General features: G+C 71.9%; 19 protein-coding genes. 6 read left to right on the forward strand and 13 right to left on the reverse strand.

Going from position 1 to position 21,681, the window contains the following annotated elements; translation table 11 throughout:
- Nucleotides 1-6: 6 nt before the first annotated feature.
- Nucleotides 7-693: a response regulator transcription factor gene (locus ABZ880_RS31535; protein WP_361269641.1), complete on the reverse strand. Its 687-nt coding sequence runs from the start codon at nucleotides 691-693 to the stop codon at nucleotides 7-9.
- Nucleotides 681-2,471, reverse strand: a complete 1,791-nt coding sequence (locus tag ABZ880_RS31540; RefSeq protein ID WP_361269644.1) for a histidine kinase — start codon at nucleotides 2,469-2,471, stop codon at nucleotides 681-683. The genes ABZ880_RS31535 and ABZ880_RS31540 overlap by 13 nt, the downstream gene beginning before the upstream one ends.
- A gap of 135 nt (nucleotides 2,472-2,606) precedes the next feature.
- Between ABZ880_RS31540 and ABZ880_RS31545 the strand changes: the two genes are divergently transcribed.
- From ABZ880_RS31545 to ABZ880_RS31560, 4 genes are all read left to right on the forward strand, one after another.
- A complete protein-coding gene (locus ABZ880_RS31545) occupies nucleotides 2,607-2,981 on the forward strand; it encodes a hypothetical protein (RefSeq protein WP_361269645.1) in 375 nt (124 codons plus the stop codon).
- A 48-nt stretch (nucleotides 2,982-3,029) separates the two neighbouring features.
- The gene (locus ABZ880_RS31550; RefSeq protein ID WP_361269648.1) at nucleotides 3,030-3,482 is read left to right on the forward strand and encodes a hypothetical protein; all 453 of its coding nucleotides are present in this window, start codon (nucleotides 3,030-3,032) and stop codon (nucleotides 3,480-3,482) included.
- 147 nt (nucleotides 3,483-3,629) lie between these two features.
- Nucleotides 3,630-5,684 (forward strand): phosphocholine-specific phospholipase C, encoded by a 2,055-nt coding sequence (locus ABZ880_RS31555; protein ID WP_361269651.1) that lies wholly within the window; start codon nucleotides 3,630-3,632, stop codon nucleotides 5,682-5,684.
- Between the two features lie 77 nt (nucleotides 5,685-5,761).
- On the forward strand, nucleotides 5,762-6,592 hold the full coding sequence (locus tag ABZ880_RS31560) for a phospholipid scramblase-related protein (protein ID WP_361269654.1): 831 nt from the start codon (nucleotides 5,762-5,764) through the stop codon (nucleotides 6,590-6,592).
- Between the two features lie 6 nt (nucleotides 6,593-6,598).
- Here the strand turns inward: ABZ880_RS31560 and ABZ880_RS31565 are convergent, their stop codons facing one another.
- Both ABZ880_RS31565 and ABZ880_RS31570 read right to left on the reverse strand, forming a co-directional pair.
- Entirely contained in the window at nucleotides 6,599-7,540 is a 942-nt protein-coding gene (locus ABZ880_RS31565) for a DMT family transporter (RefSeq protein WP_361269657.1), read from the reverse strand.
- Nucleotides 7,537-8,382, reverse strand: coding sequence for a phosphatase PAP2 family protein (locus tag ABZ880_RS31570; protein ID WP_361269659.1), 846 nt, complete (start codon nucleotides 8,380-8,382; stop codon nucleotides 7,537-7,539). The genes ABZ880_RS31565 and ABZ880_RS31570 overlap by 4 nt, the downstream gene beginning before the upstream one ends.
- A gap of 228 nt (nucleotides 8,383-8,610) precedes the next feature.
- On the opposite strand from ABZ880_RS31570, the gene ABZ880_RS31575 reads away from it, so the two are divergent.
- On the forward strand, nucleotides 8,611-9,225 hold the full coding sequence (locus ABZ880_RS31575; protein WP_361269661.1) for a TetR/AcrR family transcriptional regulator: 615 nt from the start codon (nucleotides 8,611-8,613) through the stop codon (nucleotides 9,223-9,225).
- Nucleotides 9,226-9,361: 136 nt separating this feature from the next.
- Here the strand turns inward: ABZ880_RS31575 and ABZ880_RS31580 are convergent, their stop codons facing one another.
- Genes ABZ880_RS31580 through ABZ880_RS31590 form a run of 3 tightly spaced genes read right to left on the reverse strand, consistent with a single transcriptional unit; the run spans nucleotide 9,362 to nucleotide 12,883 of the window.
- Nucleotides 9,362-10,393: a DUF2510 domain-containing protein gene (locus ABZ880_RS31580; protein ID WP_361269663.1), complete on the reverse strand. Its 1,032-nt coding sequence runs from the start codon at nucleotides 10,391-10,393 to the stop codon at nucleotides 9,362-9,364.
- A 50-nt stretch (nucleotides 10,394-10,443) separates the two neighbouring features.
- Entirely contained in the window at nucleotides 10,444-11,598 is a 1,155-nt protein-coding gene (locus ABZ880_RS31585) for an anhydro-N-acetylmuramic acid kinase (protein WP_361269665.1), read from the reverse strand.
- Between the two features lie 4 nt (nucleotides 11,599-11,602).
- Nucleotides 11,603-12,883: an MFS transporter gene (locus ABZ880_RS31590; protein WP_361269668.1), complete on the reverse strand. Its 1,281-nt coding sequence runs from the start codon at nucleotides 12,881-12,883 to the stop codon at nucleotides 11,603-11,605.
- A gap of 181 nt (nucleotides 12,884-13,064) precedes the next feature.
- On the opposite strand from ABZ880_RS31590, the gene ABZ880_RS31595 reads away from it, so the two are divergent.
- Nucleotides 13,065-15,749, forward strand: coding sequence for an AAA family ATPase (locus ABZ880_RS31595; protein ID WP_361269671.1), 2,685 nt, complete (start codon nucleotides 13,065-13,067; stop codon nucleotides 15,747-15,749).
- Nucleotides 15,750-15,758: 9 nt separating this feature from the next.
- Here ABZ880_RS31595 and ABZ880_RS31600 read toward each other — a convergent pair whose 3' ends face one another.
- The 6 genes from ABZ880_RS31600 to ABZ880_RS31625 all read right to left on the reverse strand — a co-directional run bounded on the left by ABZ880_RS31600 (nucleotide 15,759) and on the right by ABZ880_RS31625 (nucleotide 21,676).
- Nucleotides 15,759-16,550 carry an SDR family NAD(P)-dependent oxidoreductase gene (locus tag ABZ880_RS31600; protein ID WP_361269673.1) on the reverse strand — a complete coding sequence of 264 codons (792 nt, stop codon included), beginning with the start codon at nucleotides 16,548-16,550 and terminating at the stop codon, nucleotides 15,759-15,761.
- 64 nt (nucleotides 16,551-16,614) lie between these two features.
- The gene (gene pcaD / locus ABZ880_RS31605) at nucleotides 16,615-17,742 is read right to left on the reverse strand and encodes a 3-oxoadipate enol-lactonase (protein WP_361269675.1); all 1,128 of its coding nucleotides are present in this window, start codon (nucleotides 17,740-17,742) and stop codon (nucleotides 16,615-16,617) included.
- Entirely contained in the window at nucleotides 17,739-19,073 is a 1,335-nt protein-coding gene (gene pcaB / locus ABZ880_RS31610; RefSeq protein WP_361269678.1) for a 3-carboxy-cis,cis-muconate cycloisomerase, read from the reverse strand. Before pcaB ends, pcaD begins: the two co-directional genes overlap by 4 nt.
- On the reverse strand, nucleotides 19,070-19,675 hold the full coding sequence (gene pcaG / locus ABZ880_RS31615; protein WP_361269680.1) for a protocatechuate 3,4-dioxygenase subunit alpha: 606 nt from the start codon (nucleotides 19,673-19,675) through the stop codon (nucleotides 19,070-19,072). The genes pcaB and pcaG overlap by 4 nt, the downstream gene beginning before the upstream one ends.
- Nucleotides 19,676-19,681: 6 nt before the next feature.
- Nucleotides 19,682-20,455: a protocatechuate 3,4-dioxygenase subunit beta gene (pcaH, locus tag ABZ880_RS31620; RefSeq protein WP_361269684.1), complete on the reverse strand. Its 774-nt coding sequence runs from the start codon at nucleotides 20,453-20,455 to the stop codon at nucleotides 19,682-19,684.
- 18 nt (nucleotides 20,456-20,473) lie between these two features.
- Nucleotides 20,474-21,676, reverse strand: coding sequence for an acetyl-CoA C-acyltransferase (locus tag ABZ880_RS31625; protein ID WP_361270012.1), 1,203 nt, complete (start codon nucleotides 21,674-21,676; stop codon nucleotides 20,474-20,476).
- Nucleotides 21,677-21,681 lie beyond the last annotated feature (5 nt).

Genomic DNA, 21,681 nt, shown 5'->3' on the forward strand with positions numbered 1-21,681 from the left:
GCGGTGTCAGGCAGGGGGCTCGGCCGTCGGTCGCGTACTGCGCAGGTAAGCCAGCACCGCGAGCACGCGCAGATTGACGTGGGCCCGCTCGTGGCTCTCCGGGTGCGGCAGGCCGAGTTTCTGGGAGATCGAGGTGACGCGTTTCTCGATGGTCTTGAGGCTGTAGCTGAGCCGCCCCGCGATCGCCGCGTTGGACTGCCCCTCGGCCATCAGCGCCAGGATCTGCCGCTCCACCGGGAGCAGCGGCGCCAGCGGATCCGTCGTCCGGGGCCGCGTCAGCACCCGCTGCACGACGTCCGGGTCGACGACGACCTCGCCGGACGCCACCCGCTTGATGGCGTCGACGAGCCGGTCCGCGTCCCGCACCCGGTCCTTGACGAGATAACCCACCGCCTGGTCGGCCGCCGTCAACAGGCGCATCGCGTAGGAGGTCTCGGCGTAGTGAGAGAGCACCAGCAGACCGACCGACGGATGGTCGGCCCGGATCCGCTCCGCGGCCTGCAGGCCCTCGTCGCGATGGGCCGGCGGCATGCGGATGTCCAGCACGGCGACATCCGGCGGATCGGCGGCGACGGCCTGCAGCACCTCGGGCAGGGAGGCGACCTCCGCGGTCACGGTGAAGCCGCGCGCGGTGAGGATCTCGGCCAGCATCTGCCGCAGCAGCCCGGAGTCCTCCGCGATCACGATCCGCATGGCAGCTCCGCGACCAGACGGGTGCCCGCACCGGGCGGACTGTCCACACGAAGCCGTCCGTCGAGTGCACCCACCCGGTCCTCCAGTCCTCGAAGTCCCGTTCCCCGTACGGGATCCGCGCCGCCGACACCGTCGTCGGCGATCTCGACGAACAGCCGGTCCGGGCCGTCCGTCACCTCGACGCGCACCTGGGACGCGCGCGCGTGCTTGTACGTGTTGGCGAGGGCCTCGGTGATGATGAAGTAGGCGGCCCGTTCCAGGTGTTCGGGCCGGCGGCGGTCGGGGATCTCCGCCAGGAGCGGCAACGGCGCGCGTTCCGCCAGTGCTTCGACGGCGGCCGCCAGCCCCTGTTCCGCGAGGGCCGGTGGATGGATTCCCTCGGCCAGGGCCCGCAGTTCGGCCAGGACCTCCGTCAAGTGGGCGGCGGCACTGGCGAGATCGGTCCGTTCCCAGTCGTCGTCTGCAGCTGCCGGGGTTCCCCGGGCCCGGTCCACCAGCATCGAGATGACCAGCAGCTTGTGCTGGACGCCGTCGTGCAGGTCGCGCTGGATGCGCCGCCGTTCGGCGTCGGCCGCCAGCACGACCCGGGCCCGGGAGGCACGGATCTCCTCCAACTGGGCTCGCTGCGCGGCCAGCAGCCGGGCGTTGTCCAGGGCGAGCCCGGCCGCGGCCAGCACCGTGTCGACCAGCGGCCGCTGTTCGCGCAGCGCCGGATCGTGGACGACCAGCGCGAGCGGCTCGCCCCGCCGGACGACCGGCGTGACACAACGGCCGTTCCCCGGCGCGCTGTCGGCCCTCGACCCGTCCGCGCGCACATAGCGAACACCCGGATGCTCCGGCGCTTCGGGGCGCGGGAACCACAGCTCCAGAGCGGGGTCGCCGAGCGCCTCGGCGATGGCCGTGCGTACGTCCTCCGGCTCGGCGGACTCCTCCAGTCGTACGACGAGATCGGCGACCCGCACCCGGGCCATGCGCACCCGCACCAGCCCGCCGGCCAGCGCGACCGGCGTCACGATCATGCCCACGGCGTATCCGAAGAGCGTGAGCCGCTGGACGGCGTGCGGTGCGTCGAGCAGCGCCGCGACCGCGCCCGCGGCGACCACGGCGCCCAGCGCCAGCATCGTCATCCACACCGGCGCGTACGCCCGCCGCACGGGCCGCCCGGCGGTGGACCAGCGGCGCACCACGAGCGCGGCGGTCAGGGCGGTCAGCGCGAACACGAGGACGCTGCCGACCGGCGCCCACACCGAGTACCGCGCATGCGGATCGCCCCACATCTGCGGCTGCGGCGGGTACTCGACCGCGTACCGCACCCCCTGGGTCACCAGCGGCATGGTGTACAGCAGGGCGACCACCCAGCGCTCGTACCGGTTGTAGAGCCGCCCGGCGGGCAGCGCCAGCACCAGATGGCCGATGGCCGCGTACGTGAGGTGGTAGCCGCAGAAGCCGATCGCGAACAGCACGGCGCTGTCGCCGAGTTGAAGGTCGCCGATGTACCACGTGAAGCCGACCAGGATCATCAGCGGGCCGGTGCCGTTGGCCGGCCTGCGCAGCCGCAGCACCACTCCGCACACCACGAACGACACGCCCGCCAACTGCACCGGAAGCCACAGCCACGACGGATACGGCGCCACGCGCCAGGTGGTGACCACGGCCGCCGAGGCGACAAGGACCCCCGCCACCCCCAGCGCCACGGGGGCGAACGACCGGCCCGGATCCCGGTCCTCCCCCCATGGCCAGGCAGTGGCGGCTGTCGGGACGACGCCTGCCGCCGGCATGCCCCCATTGTGCCGACCGGAGGGAAAACCCGCCGCTCTTCGGAGGGTTGACCCCGCAGAGAGGCCGGAAGGCCGCTGCCAGTCTGGGACTGCACCACCGCACAGCACGCAGAACACCACGGGGGAGAACCAACCATGCGAGTGAAGCTCTTGATGGTCTCGGCCGGCGCCGCACTGGTCATGGCGCTGACGGCCTGCGGCAGTCCGGACACGGACAAGCCGGCCGACCCGCCCGGGATCGCGCAGGACGACCCGGGCGACGGGGGAGCGGACACGTCGTACGACGAGGGGACGGGGGACGGCGATGCGCCGTACGGCGGCTCGGGGGACGCCGACTCGTCGTACGGCGTGCCCGAACAGCAGGTACCGGACCAGTCGCTGGGTGACGAGCTCGACGACTTCTACCGGCACCAGGAGATCGAGGACGACCTCGACGTCGACCCTCAGGGCCTCTCCGACCACATGTACGACAACTTCCAGCACGACATGGGCAATTACCAAGGCTGGTGACGGCTGCGCCGGCGGTCTCCGGGCCCGTCCCAGGTCTGGAGGCCGCCGATGCCCGCACCGCAGGCGGACGAGCCCGGACAGCCCGGCACCGCCGAACTACTCGAACTGATCGCCCCGGCCCTGCTGCCCGGTGAAACGGTGCGGATCCGGCTCTACGGGGCGGTGGTACCCCACGCTCTCGCCGGTGCCCTGTGGGGCAGCCGGTCACGCTGGGGTGCCTTGGCGCGCTCACGGTCCCGGCCGGTCTTCCTGGCGCTCACCCGGCACCGCCTCTTCCTGATCGACCCCGGGCCGCCGCACTCGGGTTGGGCCGACCCGGCCGGGAGCGTGCTGGTCGAGGCGTTCCGTGCCGGGCGGGGCGGGACCGGCAGGCTGCGGCTCAGACGGGTGGCCGCACCCGAGCGTCCGATCCTGATCTGCGTCGAGGCCCGCTGGCGCGCCCAAGCGGCACGCCTCGCCGCCGAGTTGCCGTCCGCGACCCCCTTCACGCTGCCGGACTGAGTCGCGCCACACCTCACGTACCGACGACTTTCACACAGACGCCACCAGACCCTTCCCTGACGTTTGGTGCTCTTGGAACACTCGCTCCGCGCGCAATCCGTCACATCCGGCCGGCCGAACACCCTCAAGGCGAGAGGTCCTTCACCCATGCCCGAAGTCAACCGGCGCCGATTCCTGCAGGTCGCGGGCGCGACCACGGCCTTCACCGCACTGTCCAACAGCATCCAGCGCGCCGCCGCGCTGCCCGCGAACCACCGCACCGGCTCCATCGAGGACGTCGAGCACATCGTCGTCCTGATGCAGGAAAACCGTTCCTTCGACCACTACTTCGGCACGCTCAGAGGCGTCCGCGGCTATGGCGACCCGCGCCCGGTGACCTGGCCGAACGGCAAGGCCGTCTGGCACCAGACGGACGCGAACGGCAAGGAGATCCTGCCCTTCCACCCCGACGCCGACGACCTGGGCATGGCGTTCATCCAGGACCTCCCGCACGGCTGGAACGACGGACATGCCGCCTTCAACGGGGGCAAGTACGACAAGTGGGTCCCGTCCAAGGGGTCCACGACGATGGCGTACCTGACCCGTGACGACATCCCGTTCCACTACGCGCTCGCCGACTCCTTCACCATCTGCGACGCCTACCACTGCTCCTTCATCGGCTCGACCGACCCGAACCGCTACTACATGTGGACGGGCTACACGGGCAACGACGGTCAGGGCGGTGGCCCGGTCCTCGGCAACGACGAGGTGGGCTACGGCTGGACGACCTACCCCGAGCGGCTGGAGAAGGCCGGCGTCTCCTGGAAGATCTACCAGGACGTCGGTGACGGCCTCGACGCGAACGGTTCCTGGGGCTGGATCCAGGACGCCTACCGCGGCAACTACGGCGACAACTCGCTGCTGTACTTCAACCAGTACCGCAACGCCCAGCCCGGCGACCCGCTCTACGACAAGGCCCGCACCGGCACCGACGCCCGCAAGGGCGAGGGCTTCTTCGACCAGCTGAAGGCGGACGTCAAGGGCGGCAAGCTGCCGCAGATCTCCTGGATCGTCGCCCCCGAGGCCTTCACCGAGCACCCCAACTGGCCCGCCAACTACGGCGCCTGGTACGTCGCCCAGGTCCTCGACGCGCTCACCTCCTCGCCCGAGGTGTGGGCGAAGACGGCGCTGTTCATCACGTACGACGAGAACGACGGCTTCTTCGACCACCTGGTCCCGCCGTTCCCGGCCGGCTCCGCGGCGCAGGGCAAGTCCACGGTCGACCCCGCCCTCGACCTGTTCAAGGGCGACAGCAGCCACCCGGCCGGTCCCTACGGGCTCGGCCAGCGCGTGCCGATGCTCGTCGTCTCGCCCTGGAGCAAGGGCGGTTACGTCTGCTCCGAGACGCTCGACCACACCTCGATCATCCGGTTCATGGAGCACCGCTTCGGCGTGCACGAGCCGAACATCTCGCCCTGGCGGCGCGCGATCTGCGGCGACCTGACCTCCGCGTTCGACTTCTCGCACAAGGACACCAAGCCGGTCGCGCTGCCCGGCACCGACGGCTACCAGCCGCCGGACCACAACCGCCACCCCGACTACGTACCGACCCCGCCGGCGAGCGGCGTCCTGCCCAAGCAGGAGCGCGGCCTGCGCCCGGCGCGGCCCCTCAAGTACGCGCCGTACGTGGACGGTTCGGCGGACACGGCCGCCGGGAAGTTCACGCTCACCTTCGCCTCGGGGGCGAAGGCCGGCGCCGCCTTCCTGGTGACCTCCGGCAACCGCACCGACGGGCCGTGGAGTTACACCACCGAGGCCGGCAAGACCGTGGCCGACACCTGGAACTCGGCGTACTCGAAGGGCTCGTACGATCTGACCGTGCACGGCCCGAACGGCTTCCTGCGCGGCTTCAAGGGCGACAACAAGGCCGCCGGACCCGAGGTCACCGCACGCCACAGCGGCGACGACATCGAGCTGACCTTCACCAACAAGGGCTCGGGCACGGCCCGTTTGAAGCTGTCCGGCGGCTACGGATGCAAGCCGCAGACCATCACCGTCCGCTCCGGTGCCACGGTCCGGCACACCGTCGACCTCGCGGCCAGCCGTCGCTGGTACGACCTCACCGTCACGTCCGAGGCCGACCCGGCATTCCTGCGGCGATTCGCCGGACATGTTGAGAACGGGCGACCCGGTGTGAGCGACCCGGCGATCATCTCGAAGTGAAGTGCGGGGTAAAAGCTGATGAATACCGGTACGAGAGGGGTGGCGGGATACCGGTGTGGTCGGGGTAGTGTGCGCCGGTGACCACGCAATCGAACACACCTGCAGGCTGGTACCCGGATCCGCACGGAGCGGCCCAGACGCTCCGCTACTGGGACGGCGCCCAGTGGACCCAGCACACCAACGCGGACCAGCAGCAGGCGCAGGCCGCCCAGCAGGTACAGGTTCCGCACCAGAGCGCGGGACCTGACCTGCGGGTGCAGCGTCAGGTGCAGCAGGAGGCCGGAGTCGCCGCGGGCGGCCCCGGCGGCGGCACCCTCTTCACCGAGCCGGTCCTGGTGGTCAACCAGAAGGCCAAGCTGATCGAGGTGACCAATGAGTACAAGGTCATGGATCAGAACGGCAACCAGATCGGCTCGGTCACCGAGGTCGGCCAGAGCGCGCTGAAGAAGGTGCTGCGCTTCCTCTCCAGCCTCGACCAGTTCATGACGCACAAGCTGGAGATCCGCGACACCTACGGTCAGCCGCAGCTGCTGCTGACCCGGCCCGCGAAGTTCTTCAAGTCCCGGGTGATCGTGTCCCGTCCGGACGGCTCGCCCGTCGGCGAGATCGTCCAGGAGAACATGATCGGGAAGATCAACTTCGCGATGAACGTGAACGGCCAGAAGGTCGGCGCGATCAAGGCGGAGAACTGGCGGGCCTGGAACTTCGCCATCGTGGACCACGCCGAGAACGAGGTCGCCCGGATCACCAAGACCTGGGAAGGCCTCGCCAAGACGATGTTCACCACCGCGGACAACTACGTCCTGCAGATCCACTACCAGCTGCCCGAGCCGCTGCTGAGCCTCGTCGTCGCGACGGCCCTGACCGTCGACACGGCACTCAAGCAGGACTCGCGCGGCCTCGGCTGACCGCGGTCACAGTGGTGTGAGGTGCCCCGGCTCCGGCTGTCGGGGCACCAACGGGTTTTCCAGCAACGCCGTTTCGGGCTCCAGAGCCAGTACGGCCGCCACCGGGTGCTCCTCGTCCACGAGGGCCACCTCGGGCGTCGCCCGGGTCAGCAGCACCACGCCCCAGGACGCCAGCCCCGCTCCCGCGAGCGCGAGGAGCACGCCGGCCGCGCCGCCCTGCAGCCGCTCGCCGAGCAGTGTGAGTCCGATCACCGCGGCGGCCATCGGGTTGGCCAGGGTCACCATGGCGAGCGGTGCGCCCAGGCCGCCCTGGTAGGCGGTCTGCGACAGCAGCAGTCCGCCCGTTGCGAAGGCCGCGACCAGCAGGGCCACGCCGACCACCTGCCAGCTCAGCAGCGAGCCGGAGCGGTCCGTCGCGGCCACCGTCACCGTCTGTGTGAGCGCCGAGGCGACACCGGAGGCGAAGCCGGACGCGCTCGCGTGCCGCAGTCCCGGCCGGGCCCCGGGCCGGGCCAGCATGCCGATCAGCGCCGTGGTCACGCCCGCGACCGCCAGCGCCTGGGGCACGCTCAGCACCTTCTCGGGCGCGTGCCCGGACGCCGTGACGAGGATCGCGGACAGGCCGAGCAGTGTGAGCGCGGTGCCCCGCCACTCCACCGCGCTGACCTTCCGCCCGGCGATCCGCGCCCCCATGGGAACCGCGGCGACCAGGGTGAGCGCACCGAGCGGCTGCACCACGGTCAGCGGACCGTACTTGAGGGCGACCACATGCAGCAGCGCGGCGGACGCGTTGAGCAGGACCGATCCCCACCAGGCGCCCGACTTGAGCATGTGCGCCAGGCCCGAGCCGGGATTGCGGGAGGCCAGCCGCTCCTGGGCGACCGCGGCGGCCGCGTAGGCGACCGCGGAGAAGAGGGACAGGGCGACGGCGAGAAGGGTGGCGCTCATCGGCCCGCTCCTAGCAGGACGTTGTCTTCGGCGGCGGGGGCGAGCTGCTCGCTGCCGCGCCCGGCGGTGGAGACCGTGCGGTGCGGCGAGCGAAGCGAGATGGGGGTCCCCCCGGACGAAGTCTGGGGAAGGACCAGGGCGAGGGCGGCGGCGAGCATGGCGGTCGCCACGATCGCGTCGAGCCAGTAGTGGTTGGCCGTGCCCACGATGACCAGCAGCGTCACCAGCGGGTGCAGCAGCCACAGCCAGCGCAGGCGGGAACGCGTCGCCGCGATCAGGCCGATCGCCACCATCAGGGCCCAGCCGAAGTGCAGCGACGGCATCGCCGCGAACTGGTTCGAGAGGTGGTCCGAGGAGGGCGGGCCGTAGACCGACGGGCCGTAGACGCGCGCCGTGTCGACGAGTCCGGTGGCGGCCAGCATCCGCGGCGGCGCCAGCGGGAAGACGAAGGGCAGCACCAGGGCCGCGGAGGTGACCGTGGCGAGCACCCGGCGGGCCCAGACGTAGTGTGCGGGGCGCCGTAGATAGAGCCAGACCAGGAAGGCCGCGGTGGCCGGGAAGTGCACCGTCGCGTAGTAGGTGTTCGCGATGTGCACGAGCGTGTCGCTGTGCAGCAGCGCCGACTGCACCGAGCCCTCGCCGGGCAGGTGGAGCGTCCGTTCCAGGTCCCACACGCGGTGCGCGTTGTGCAGCGCCTCCCCGGTGTGGCCCGTCGCCAGTTGGCGGCCGAACTTGTAGACGAGGAAGAGCCCTGCGACGAGCAGGAGCTCACGGACGACCGGAGGCCGCGCTATCGCGTCGGTCTCCCCTTCTGCTGCTGCAGGCTCGGTGCGGGCATTCATCCCCCGGCCCCTTCGCTGACGTGGTGCTTGTGCTGGTGCGAGTGATGACTCGGGCCGTGGCCCGAACTCATCGGTACGCGTCCGTCCCGAAACGAAAGCGTTCCGATACGGCAGTGTACCGATACGCCGACGTTCCGGTACACTGGCGTATCGATTGAGGTACGACACACTGGAAGCCGGGAATAAAGCGCGAATAAAGCCGGCACTCGGAGTGAGGGAGAAGGGCAGATGACGTCGCAGGCCGCGGACGGACCGGAGACGGCCGCCGCCTCGCGCCGCTCCAAACTCACGCGCGAGCGTGAGCAGGAGTTCTTCGACGCCGTGCTCGAGCAGATCCGCGAATGCGGATACGAGGCCGTCACCATGGAGGGGATCGCCGCCAGCACCCGCTGCAGCAAGTCCACGCTGTACCGGCAGTGGAAGACGAAGCCCCAGTTCGTGGTGGCCGCCCTGCGCTCCCGCCGCAAGGCCCGCTTCGGGGGCATCGACACCGGGTCGCTCGCGGAGGACCTGCGCGAGGCGGCACGGGCCGTGGGCCGGTGGTCGACGAACGACACCAAGCTGCTGCAGGCCCTCGGGCACGCCGTCACCCAGGACGTGGACCTCGCCAAGGCGCTGCGGGAGGCCCTGGTCGACCCGGAGATCGCCGCGCTGAAGGAGATTCTGCGCCGCGGGGTCGAGCGGGGCGAGATCGTCGCCGACCATCCGGCGCTGGAGTACATCCCGGCGCAGATGTTCGGCGTCGTACGCGCCCGCCCTGTCGTGGACGGCGAGTACGCAGACCCGGACTACCTGGTCCGCTTCGTGGAGGCCGCCGTGCTGCCGGTACTCGGTCTCACCTGAGAATCAGGCCGCCGTCCATGGGATGACTGGACGGTGACCTGCTCGCGCCGCACCGTGGGGACGGGGGCGGCGCGTACCCCCCGGCCGGGTGGGGTTCCTCTTGAGCGGAGGGGCGCCCCACCCGGCCGACCGGTGTTCAGACCTTCTGGCCGTTGCCGCTGCCGGTCGACACCTTGATGCCCTTGGTGATCGTGTCGATGATCGACTGCTTCTCGCCCACGTCGACGCCGAAGCGGACCACGACGATCTGCGAGGGCTCCGCGGGGGAGGGGAATGCGAGCGACTCCACATAGCCGTCCGCGCCCTTGCTGGTGATCGCCTTCCAGCGGACCAGATAGCCCTTCTGCCCGGCGACGGTCACCGCCTTGGAGGCCAGCACCTGGTGCGAGGTGATCGAGCCGTAGGTCTTGCCGCCGTAGGACTGCTCGGCGTTCGCCTTGATGTCGGCCTTCGCGACCGCCTCGGCCGTGCTGCCCGCGGTCTTGAGGACCGCGGCCAGTGTCGATGACGCGCCGCCCTTGGTGCAGGTCTGGGAGGTGTCGCCGGGGCACTTGTAGGAGTCGTTGGACGTGACCTGCGCGCCCGCCGCGTACTCCTGGCCGTACCAGTCCGCCGGGATCGGGATGCTGATCCCGGACAGCGCGTCCGTCACCGAACCGCTCTCGATCTTCGGTGCCTCGGACTGGCCGGGAGCGGGCGACTGCGTACCGCCGGATCCACCGGACCCGCCGTTCCCGCCGCCCGGTCCGCCCTGACCGCCGCTCGAGCCGCCGGGACCGCCCTGGCCGCCGGTGCCGCCCGGGCCCTGCTGCGAGTTGGCGCTGCCGCCGCCCGAACTGTCGTTGCCGGCCAGTGCGTACACACCCACACCGATGCACGCGAGGACGACCACCGCCGCCCCGACGGCGATCCCGGTGCGCAGACCGCGCCGCGGAGCGGCCGGCGGCTGGGCGGGAAACGCCGGGTACGTCGGATAGGACGAATACGCCGGGTCGGCCGGACTCGCCCCGGCGGTCGGCGCCTGCGCCGGGGGACCCCATACGGCGGCCGAGCCCGCGGGACGGGTCTGCTCCGTCCATGCCTTGCCGTCCCACCAGCGCTCGGTGGCGGGACCCTCACTTGTCTGCCCGGGATCGGGATACCACCCGGGAGGAGTCACCTGCGTCATGCCCCCACCGTATGAGGCGTCGGTGAAAGAGGGATGAGAGGATCCCGGACTCAGGCCACCACCAGCCGTTTCGGTGGATTTGTGCCCGGCGTGGGCAGCCGCAGCCCCGCCCGGCCGGGTGTGACCGAACCGAGCACGCTCGCATGCCGCGCGCCGGTGCTCGCGGGCTCGGTGCCCGCCAGACCGTGCGCGGTCAGAAAGCCGAGCACTGCGAAGGCGTACGCCTCCTTCGCGTCCGACGCCAGCCCCAGCTCGTCGGAGGTGCGCAGCGCGACCGCCGGCAGCCGCTGCCCCAGCATCCCCATGAGCACCGGGTTGCGGATCCCGCCGCCGGAGACGATCACCTCGGTGGCACCGAGCGCGAGCACCGCGTCCGCGACCGTCCGGGCGCTGAGCATGGTCAGGGTGGCGACCACGTCCTCGGCCCTGAGCGTCCCGAACCCGGCCAGCGCGTCCCGCAGACAGCCGAGGTGGAACAGCTCCTTGCCTGTCGTCTTCGGCGCGGGCAGCGCGTAGTACGGCTCGTCCAACAGCCGCTCCAGCAGCGGCTCGTGGACGGTGCCGCGGGCGGCCAGCGCACCGTCGACGTCGTACGCGAACCGCCCGCCGCTGAACCCGCTCGCCGCCGCGTCGATCAGCGCGCACGCGGCGCCGGTGTCGAAGGCCGTGCCGTCCGGTGCCGTGAGGTTGGCGATGCCCCCGAGGTTGAGCGCGACGGGGGTGCCCGGGCGGCCGCGCAGCCACAGCAGGTCGACCAGGCTGACCAGGGGCGCGCCCTGACCGCCGGCCGCGATGTCACGCGGCCGGAAGTCGGCGACGACCGGCAGCCCGGTCGCCTCGGCGATCCAGGCGGGCTGCCCGAGCTGCAGCGTGCCGTGCACCTTGCCGCCGTCGGACCAGTGGTAGACCGTCTGTCCGTGCGAGGCCACCAACTCGGCCCTGCCGTCGCACAGTTCACGGTCGGCGCGCACGGCCGCCGCGGCGAAGGCCTGCCCGATCTCCGTGTCGAGCCGGCACACCTCGGCCAGCGAGGTGGGCGACGGCGGCAGGGCGGCCGCGAGCGCCTCCCGCAGCTCCTCGTCGTAGGCCGCGCTCACCATCCCGAGCGGCTTCATTACGAGGCTGTCGTCGGCGAGGCTCAGGTCGGCCGCCGCCGCGTCGATGGCGTCGTACGACGTGCCCGACATCAGGCCGATCACCCGCATGCGCTCAACTCGCTTTCCGTTTCGGTGCCTTGGTCAGGGCGAGCACGCTCACCGCACACATGGCCGCCGCGTAGTACCCAGGGATGTCGACGTTCCCCGTCCGCTTCACGGTTTCCGTGATGATGAGCCCGGCACAGCCCGAGAACACGGCATTGGACAGGGCGTAGGCGAGTCCCAGGCCCGTGTGGCGGACGTTCGTGGGGAACAGCTCCGAGAGCATCGCCGGTCCCGGACCCGCCATCAGGCCCACCACGGCACCCGCGCCGAACACCGCGGCGCCCTGCACGGTGTGCGAAGTCCCGCCGTCCTGAAGGAGGTTGAGCAGCGGCAGCGCGAGCACCGCCACGAGCAGCGCGCCCGTCAGCATCACCGCCCGCCGTCCGATCCGGTCGCTGAGCAGGCCCGCCGGCACGATCGTCACCGCGAAGCCCAGATTCGCCAACACGGTTGCGATCAACGCCTGTTGGAAACTCGCATTGAGGGTGCTCTGCAGATACGACGGCAGCACGACCAGGAAGGTGTAGCCTGCCGCCGCCCAGCCCATGATCCGCGCGGCGCCCAGCGCGATCGCGCCGACGAGCTCGCGCACCGGCGGACGTACGACCTCCGCCTCCTCCCGGAACGCCGGCGTCTCCTCCAGCCGCAACCGCAGCCACAGCGCCGCCAGCCCCATCGGCAACGTCAGCAGGAACGGCACCCGCCAGCCCCAGTCGCCCAGTTGCCGCTCGGTGAGCACCGTGGCCAGCACGGCGGCCACCCCCGCCCCGCCCAGCAGCCCCAGCGCCACCGTGAACGACTGCCACGACCCGTACAGCCCGCGCCGGCCCGGCGGCGCGAACTCCGTCATCACCGCCACCGCACCCCCGAACTCCCCGCCCGCGGACAGCCCCTGAAGCACCCTCAGAAACGTCAGCAGCCACGGCGCCGGCGCGCCGACCTGCGCGTACGTCGGCAGCGCACCGATCAGTGTCGTCGCACCCGTCATCAGCAGGATCACCAGGATCAGCACCGGCCGGCGGCCGATCCGGTCGCCGAGCCGCCCGAACAGGGCCGCCCCGACCGGCCGGAAGAAGAACGCCAGCGCGAACGACGCGTACGTCTTCACCAGCGCCTCGACCTCGCCGCCGCCCTCCGGAGTGAAGAACCGTGCCGCGATGACGGTCGCGAAATAGCCGTAGACCCCGAACTCGTACCACTCGACGAAATTGCCCACGGAGCCCGCCGCGAGGGCTCTTACCGCGGCCGGCTCCCGTGCGGCCCGGCGTTGTCCGGAAAACAGCGTCATTTCAGCGCCTTTTGACTGTCGGTCACCTTCACACAGGCAGATCACAGGCGTGGCGCGTCGCCCGCCCGCACCGCCTGTCACCCATCACGGCAACAGGTACCCGGACCGGCCTCCACTTCCGCAATCGGGCCGCTACGCTCGAGATCTGTACGTCGTTCGGGCGACTTGGGGAGGTAGCGGGATGACGGAGGTCAGGCCCACGGAGGCCGCCTCGGACTCCCTGTGGGAGCGCGAAGAGGAAGTCGCCGCCGTCGGGCAGGCGATCGACACCCTGTGCGCCGACCGCTCCTCCTCGGGCAGCCTGCTGATGGTCCGGGGCGAGGCGGGACTCGGCAAGACCGCCCTGCTGGCCGAGACCCGCCGCATCGCCGAGCGCCGCGGCTGCACGGTCTGGTCGGCCCGCGGCGGCGAGACCCTCAGGTCCGTCCCCTTCAACGTCGTACGGCAGTTACTGCAGCCCGCACTGGTCTCGCTGATGCCCGAAGAGGCGCGCGAGTACCTCGGCGACTGGTACGACATCGCCGGCCCCGCCCTCGGCATCACGGAGCCGGGCGAGCGCCAGGCCGACCCGCAGGGCGTGTGCGACGGCCTCGTCGCCGCCGTACGCAGGCTGGCCCGGCGCGACTGGCCGCTGGTCCTGCTGATCGACGACGCCCACTGGGCCGACCAGGAGACCCTGCGCTGGCTCGCCGCGTTCGCCGAGCGGCTCGACGACCTGTCCGTCCTCGTCCTGGTCGCCCGGCGGCCCGGCGAGGTCAGCGGCGAGAGCGCCCGCCACCTCGAGGCGATCGCGGCCGCCGCCGGGCGCCCCGACGCCACCCTGAGCGCCCTCACCCCGGACGCCACCGCCGGCCTCACCCGCGCCACCCTGGGCCCGCACGCCGACGCCCCGTTCTGCCGCGAGGTCTGGGCCGTCACCGGCGGCAACCCGTACGAGACCGTGGAACTCCTCGCCAAGGTCCAGGACAGCGAACTGGAGCCGACCGAGGGCGCCGCCGCCGAACTGCGCGCCCTCAACCGCTCGGCCCGCGGCGGCGGCCTCGTCGCCCGCCTCGAGGAACTCGGCATCGACGCCACCCGGTTCGCCTGGGCCGCCGCGATCCTCGGCACCGGTATCTCCGTCGGCCTGGTCGCCAAGCTCGCCACCATGGGCCACGAGGACGCACAGCGCTGCGCCGAACTGCTGCAGGACGCCCGCATCCTCACCGAACCCGACCCGGCGAGCGCCCAGGCCGACGCCGGTGACCTGGAGTTCGTGCACCCGCTGATCGCCTCCGCGGTCTACAACTCCATCCCCGACGCCCTGCGCACCGCCATGCACGGCATCGCCGCCCAGGTCGTCACCGACTCCGGCCTCGGCGCCGCCATGGCCTCACGCCACCTCCTCCAGGTCCACCCGGACGACGACGAGGAACTCGTCGAGCAGCTGCGCGAGGCGGCCGGCGAACACCTCGCCGTCGGCGCCCCGGACGCGGCCCGCCGCTGCCTCGAACGCGCCCTGCTGGAACCGCCCGTGCCCGAGGCCCACGCGCAGGTCCTCTACGAACTCGGCTGCGCCACCCTGCTCACCGCGCCCGCCGTCACCATCGACCACCTGCAGACCGCACTCGCCATGCCCGGCCTCGACGGCGACACCCGCGTGGACGCCGTCTTCCGCCTCTCCCAGGCGCTCCTCCACAACGACCAGCTGGAGGAGGCGGTCCGCACCGTCGAGGCGGAGGCCGCCCGGCACGAGCAGGGGCCCGCCAAACTCCGGCTCCAGGCCGTGCACTTCATGTGGGAGGGCATCTACGCCGGCGAGGCCATCTCCCCGGGCCGCTCCGAGCGCCTCACCGCACTCGCCGCCACCTGCACCGGCCGCGACAACTCCGAGCGCGCCCTGCTCATGCTGCGTGGCTTCGACGCCCTGATCCAGGGGGAGAACGCCGAGGAGGTCGTCGAGGCCTGTGACCGCTCCCTCGTCAACGGCCGGCTCGCTCCCGGGCTCGGCTGGACCGACACCGAGTGGGGCATCGAACTGCTGCTGATGCTCGCCAACTCCTACGCCTACACCGACCGCCTCGACCGCGCCGAGAGCCTCTACAACGAGGCCCTGCGCGCCTACGAGTCGGCCGGCTGGAGCGGCGGCCACCTCGCCCTCGCCCATGCCTACGTCGGCCTCGGGCACCGCCGGCGCGGGCGGCTCCGGGACGCCGAGTCGTCCCTGCGGGAGTCGCTGCGCCTGGCCGAGCGGGTGGGGCGCGGGCTGCCGCTGTACTGGACGGCGACCTGCAACCTCGTCGACGTACTGCTCTGCCGTGGTCATGTGGACGAGGCCTGGGCCGTCGCGGAGCAGTACGGGTTCGCGCCGCCGTATCCCTCGACGATCGTGATGCCGGACCCGAGGTCCGTGCGTGGTCGGTTGCTGCTCGCGGTCGGCCGTACCCAGGAGGGCATCAACGAGCTCGAGGAGGCCGAGAAGGCGGCGGCCGCGCGTGGGCATCACAATCCGGTGGTCGTGCCCTGGGCGCTCGACCTCGCCCGTGCCCTTGCCACGGAGGATCCGGCTCGGGCGGGGCGGCTGGCCGCGGATGCGCGGCGGCAGGCGGAGCGGTTCGGTACGGACACGGCCATCGGGGAGGCGCTTCGGTGCGGTGCCGCGTTGGAGACGGGGCAGCGGGCCGTTCGCTTGGCGGCGCAGGCCGTTGCCTACCTGGAGGCGTCGCCCTGTCAGTACGAGCATGCGGCGGCTCGGGTCGAGTACGGGATCGCTGCGCGGTCGGTTGCCGAGCTCAATCGGGGGATGGCGCTGGCTCGTTCGTGTGGGGCGGACGGGTTGGCGGCGCAGGCCCGGGACGTTCTGGAGACGGGTCGGGGGCTGCGCTGAAGAAGGGCGTTACAGCGCCAGGAGTTGGTCCGTGACCGTTGTCAGGCGTTTCTGCACCTCGCGGTCGTACGTCGCCTCGTGTGCCCTTGACGGGCTCGTGCCGTCGAAGTAGCCGCCCGTGCCCAGGTCTTGCGTGGCCAGGGCCAGTACGCCCGGGGCGCCGTCCGCCACCGTGTTCCAGGGGGTCACTCCGCCCTCGCGGACCATCGCCGTGTCCATGAAAGTTGCCGGGTGCAGGACGTTCACCACGACGCCGGTGTCCGCCAACTCCTCTGCCAGGGCGAACGTATGGGCCGCCAACGCGAACTTGGCGCGGCGGTAGGCCGCGAAGCCGTCGTAGGCGCGGCGGAACTCGATGTCGTCGAAGTCGAGGGGGTCCTGGCCCACCGAACCCACGTTGACGATTCGGGCCGGTGTGTTCGCGCGCAGGGCGGGCAGCAGGGTGCGGGTCAGTACCACCGGTGCCAAGTAGTTGACGGCCAGGCGGAGTTCGTGGCCGTCGGTGCTCAACTCGCGGGCCGCGCCGGGGGCGCCCGCACCGACGCCCGCGTTGTTGATCAGGACATCGAGGTCGGGGTGTGCGTCGGCCACGTGCGCGCCCAGTTCGCGCACCTGCGTCAGCGAGGCCAGGTCGGCGACGAAGCCCTCGGCGTCGCCCTCGGTGCGCAGCTCCTCGACCAGCTGCTGCGTACGGCGCGGGTCGCGGCCGTGCGCGAGGACGACGTGGCCGGAGCGGACCAGTTCGAAGGCGACGTAGCGGCCGAGACCGGACGTGGCGCCGGTGATCAGAATGGTGGACATGCCTCCACCGTAGGCACGCGGTGGAGGCATGTGCGAGGTGCTGCTGAAGCTACTACCAGCAGGGTCACCCTTCTGCTTCGGCCTCTTCCGCCAGGACGCGCTGTGCCGCCGCGAACGCCGAGTTCGCCGCCGGGACCCCGCAGTACACGGCCGTCTGCAGCAGCACCGCGCCGATCTCCTCCGGCGTGAGGCCGTTGCGCCGCGCCGCCCGGACGTGCATGGCCAGCTCGTCGTAGTGGCCGTGCGCGACCAGCGCGGTCAGGGTGATCATGCTGCGTTCGCGGCGCGAGAGCGTCGGGTCGGTCCAGATCTCGCCCCAGGCGTAGCGTGAGATGAAGTCCTGGAAGCGGGCGGTGAAGGGTGTCTGGCGGGCCTGGGCCCGGTCGACGTGCGCGTCGCCGAGCACCTCGCGCCGCACTTCCATGCCGCGCTTGGCGCCTCCGTCGAGGTGCGCCCGCAGGGCCGTCAGTACGGCCTCGGGGCACTGCGCGGGCGCCAGGTGCGCGCAGCCCGGCAGTTCGACGAGCGTGGCGTCGGGCACGGCGTCCGCGATCTCCCGCAGATGCGGGGGCGGCGTGGCCTTGTCCTCGCGGCCGGCGATCAGCAGCGTGCGCGCGGAGATCTCCGGGAGCCGGTCGCGCACGTCGAAGGCGGCCAGCGCGTCACAGCAGGCGGCGTACGCCTCCGGGTCGGCGTCCCGCTGGTCGCGTACCAGCTCCGGCACGGTGAAACCGGGCGTGAACCAGCGGGCGGGGGCGCTCTCCACGAGCGGGCCCAGGCCCTCGCGCCGGACCAGCTCGGCCCGCTCCTCCCACGGCTTGGACCCGTTGAAGTGCGCCGACGAGCAGATCACGGCCAGCGACGACACCCGCTCCGGGTGGTGCAGGGCGAGATGCAGACCGACGCCCCCGCCGAGCGACACACCGGCGTACGCGAACCGCTCGATGCCCAGCGAGTCGGCGAGCGCGAGCACCAGGTCGGCGATGTCGCCGATGGTGGCACCGGGCTTGATCAGACCGGGCGCGGACCCGCCGTGCCCCGGCAGGTCCCAGCGCACCACGCGGTGGGTGATGGACAGCTCGGGCGCCACCTTGTCCCACAGGGCGTACGACGTGCCCAGCGAGGGCCCGAGCAGCAGCGGGGGAGCGGAAGTGGGCCCTTCGGCACGGTGGTTGAGGAGGTGGTCGGTCAACGTCGCTCCAGGGCACGGTCGGTGAGGGCTCCGGCGGAGCCGGTGTATCGGGCGGGGTCGGTGAGCTCGTCGAGGTCGACGTCCTTCAACTCGGGCTCTTCGGCGAGGAGTTCGGCGAGCGAACGGCCCTCGTTGTAGGTGCGCGCGGCGAGGTCGGTGAGCAGGGCCTTCGCGCGGGCGCGGCCCAGTACCGGGGCCAACCCGGCGGACAGCCGTTCGGAGACGATCAACCCGTGGGTGCGGCCCAGGTGTTCGCGCATGGCGTCCGCGTGGACCCGTAGCCCTTCGGCGAGTTCGGCGGCGTCCCGGGCGGCCCCGCCGACCAGCCGCAGCAGATCCCTGAGCGGCTCCCACTCGGCGTGCCAGGCCCCGGCAGGCCGCTCGTCCTCGGCGGCCAGCGACCCGTACAGCGTGGCCGCGAGCTGCGGCGCCCGCCGGGCCGCCGCCGCGATCAGCGTGGACCGTACGGGGTTCGCCTTGTGCGGCATGGCCGACGAACCGCCGCCGCTTCCCTCCGCGACCTCGGCGATCTCGGTACGGCCGAGGACCAGCACGTCCGCGGCCGCCTTGCCCAGCGCCCCGGCCGCGAAGGCCAGGCACCCGGCGAGATCGGCGATCGGCGTGCGCAGGGTGTGCCAGGGGAGCGGCGGCTCCCGAAGCCCGAGTTCGCGTGCGAAGGCCGCCGTGAGTGCCCGCGTGTCCGCGGCGCCGTACACGGTGAACGCCGCCAACGTCCCTGCCGCACCCCCCAGTTGGGCGGGCAGCGAGTCCCGTACGGTCTTGATCCGGTCCCGTGCGTCGAGGGCGAGCGACCGCCAGCCGGCTGCCTTCAGCCCGAACGTCGTCGGCACGGCGTGCTGGGTGAGAGTCCGCCCCGGCATCGCGGTGTCACGGTGGTCGGCGGCCAGCCGGGCCAGAGCCCGCTCGGTACGGCCGAGGTCGGCGAGGATCAGGTCCAGCGTGCGCACGGCGACCAGCATCGTCGCCGTGTCCATGATGTCCTGGCTGGTCGCGCCCCGGTGGACGTACGGCCCGTACTCCTCGCCGACGGCCTTCGTCAGATCGGCGACCAGGGGGATCACCGGGTTGCCGCCGCCGCGGGCGCGCTCGGCGAGGGAGCGTACGTCGAAACGGCCGTTGTCGGCCGCCTCGGTCACCGCGGCCGCCGCCTCGGACGGCGCGAGGTCCAGGGTCGCCTGGGCGCGGGTGAGTGCCGCCTCCGCGTCGAGCAGGGCCTGGAGGTAGGCCCGGTCGCCGGTCGCGGAGGCGGCGGGGGAGCCTGCCCACCCGGGGGCGAGCAGGCCGGTGTCGTCGGGACCGACAGATGTCACTGGAACTCCAGGAAGACCGTCTCGCCTTCGCCCTGAAGGCGGATGTCGAAACGGTATGTGCCCTTGCCGTCGTCCTTCGCGATCAGCGTGTCGCGTCGCTCCGCGTCCAGCCGGGCGAGCAGTGGATCGGCGGCCAGCGCAGCCTCGTCACCGGGCAGGTAGATCCGCGTGTACAGGTGCACCAGCAGCCCCCGCGCGAACACGCACACGCTGATGTACGGCGCGCTCTGTCCGCGGGCGCCGGGCCGCAGCGTACGCGCGTACCAGTGGCCGTTGGCGTCCGTCTGAATGCGCCCCCAGCCGGTGAACTCCACGCCGTTGCGGCCGAGATGGCCGCCGCTCGCCGGGTCGCGCCGGATCGAACCGTCGACCTGCGGGAGGTTGCCGTCGGGGTCCGCACCCCACAGCTCGACGAAGGCGTCCGGCAGCGGATTGCCCTCGCCGTCGGTGATGTACCCCTGGACGGTGATCGTGTCGGGGTGGCCGACCGGAGCGATGTCGCCGCCACCGGGGAAGGGCAGGGCGTGGCCGTAGAAGGGGCCGACCGTGTGCGACGGGGTCGGGAGCACGGTCTCCGGGCGGTTCGTGTCGATCTTCGTCATGGCAGGTCAGCGCCCTTCTTCGAGCCAGGTGGCGTTCGGCCCGTCGAGCACGATGTCCCAGTGGTAGCCCATCGAGAACTCCGGCACGGACAGGTTGTGGTCGTACGTCGCGACCAGCCGCTGCCGGGCCGCGTCGTCCGTCACCGACTGGATGATCGGGTCGTACGGGAACAGCGGGTCGCTCGGGAAGTACATCTGCGTCACGAGCCGCTGGGTGAACGCCGTGCCGAAGAGCGAGAAGTGGATGTGCGCCGGCCGCCAGGCGTTGAGGTGCTGGCGCCACGGGTACGGTCCCGGCTGGACGGTCGTGAACTCGTACTGGCCGTCGTCGCCGGTCAGCGTGCGGCCGACGCCGGTGAAGTTCGGGTCGAGCGGGGCGTCGTGCTGCTCGCGCTGGTGGGCGTAGCGACCGGCCGAGTTCGCCTGCCAGATCTCGATGAGCTGGCCCCGGATCGGCCGGCCGTCGCGGTCGAGCAGTCGCCCGGAGACGGTGATCCGCTCGCCGATCGGCTCGCCGTTGTGCTGCCTGGTGAGGTCGTTGTCGATCTCGGTGATGTCGCGCTCGCCGAAGGCGGGGGAGGACAGCTCCACCAGCTCCGGGTCCTTGCTGACGTCGATGGAGATCAGCGGCTGCTTGGGGTGACGGAGGACCGAGGAGCGGTACGGCGCGTAGTCGCGGCGCGGGTGGTGCTCGACGGGGGCGCCGTCGGCGATGCGCTTCTCGTACGCGGCGTGCTCGGCCGCGATCTCCTGGTCGATGTCGTGCTGCGTGAGAGTCATGGGGATTCCTCGGGGGTCTTAACGTTCGAGGACGAGGGCGAGGCCCTGGCCGACGCCGATGCAGAGGGTGGCGATGCCAACACCGCTGCCCTTGCGGGCGAGTTGGTGGGCGACGGTGCCGGCGAGGCGGGCACCGGAGGCGCCCAGCGGGTGGCCCAGCGCGATGGCGCCGCCCTGCGGGTTGAGGATCGCCGGGTCGAACTCGGGCCACTCGGCGACGCAGCCCAGCACCTGGGCGGCGAAGGCCTCGTTCAGCTCCAGCACGTCCAGGTCGGCGAAACTCTTGCCGGCCTTGGCCAGCGCCCGGTTGACGGCCTCGACCGGGGCGAGCCCGAAGTAGTGCGGGTCGACGGCGTGCACGCCGGTCGCGGAGACGCGGGCCAGTGGCTCGCGGCCGGTGGCCTTGAGACCCTCCTCGTCGACCAGCAGCAGGGCCGCGGCGCCGTCGTTCAGCGGCGAGGCGTTGCCCGCGGTGACCGTGCCGTGCTCGGTGCGGAAGGACGGCTTCAGCTTCGCCATCGCCGCGAGGGAGGCGTCCGCGCGGACGGACTCGTCGGCGGCGAAGAGCACCGGGTCGCCCTTGCGCTGCGGGATGCTCACCGGCGCCAACTCGGCGTCGAACAGACCCTGTTGCTGGGCGGTGGCGGCCTTGTGGTGGGAGGCGAGGGCGAACTCGTCCTGCTGCTCGCGGCTGATCTTGTGCTTCTCGGCGATCAGTTCCGCGGACTCGCCGAGCGGGACGGTCCACTGCGGGTCCATCCTCGGGTTGACCAGGCGCCAGCCCAGGGTGGTGGAGTACAGCTCGGTGTGGGCGGCGGGGAACGGGCGGTCGTTCTTGGGCAGCACGTACGGGGCCCGGGTCATCGACTCCACCCCGCCCGCCACGGCAATGTGGGCGTCGCCGAGGGCGATGGCGCGGGCGGCCTGGATGACCGCCTCCAGACCGGAGGCGCACAGCCGGTTGACCGTGACGCCGGGCACCGAGGTGGGCAGGCCTGCCAGCAGGGCGGCCATCCGGCCGACGTTGCGGTTCTCCTCGCCGGCCCCGTTGGCGTTGCCGAGGTACACGTCCTCGATCCGGGACGGCTCCAACTCCGGCGTACGGGCCAGCAGTACACGGATGGCATGGGCGGCCAGGTCGTCGGGTCGGACGCTCGCCAGGCCGCCGCCGTAGCGGCCGATCGGGGTGCGCACCGCGTCGACGATGTACACGTCCTTCAGACCGT

The sequence above is a fragment of the Streptomyces sp. NPDC047043 genome (assembly GCF_040644055.1).
Classification (GTDB): domain Bacteria; phylum Actinomycetota; class Actinomycetes; order Streptomycetales; family Streptomycetaceae; genus Streptomyces.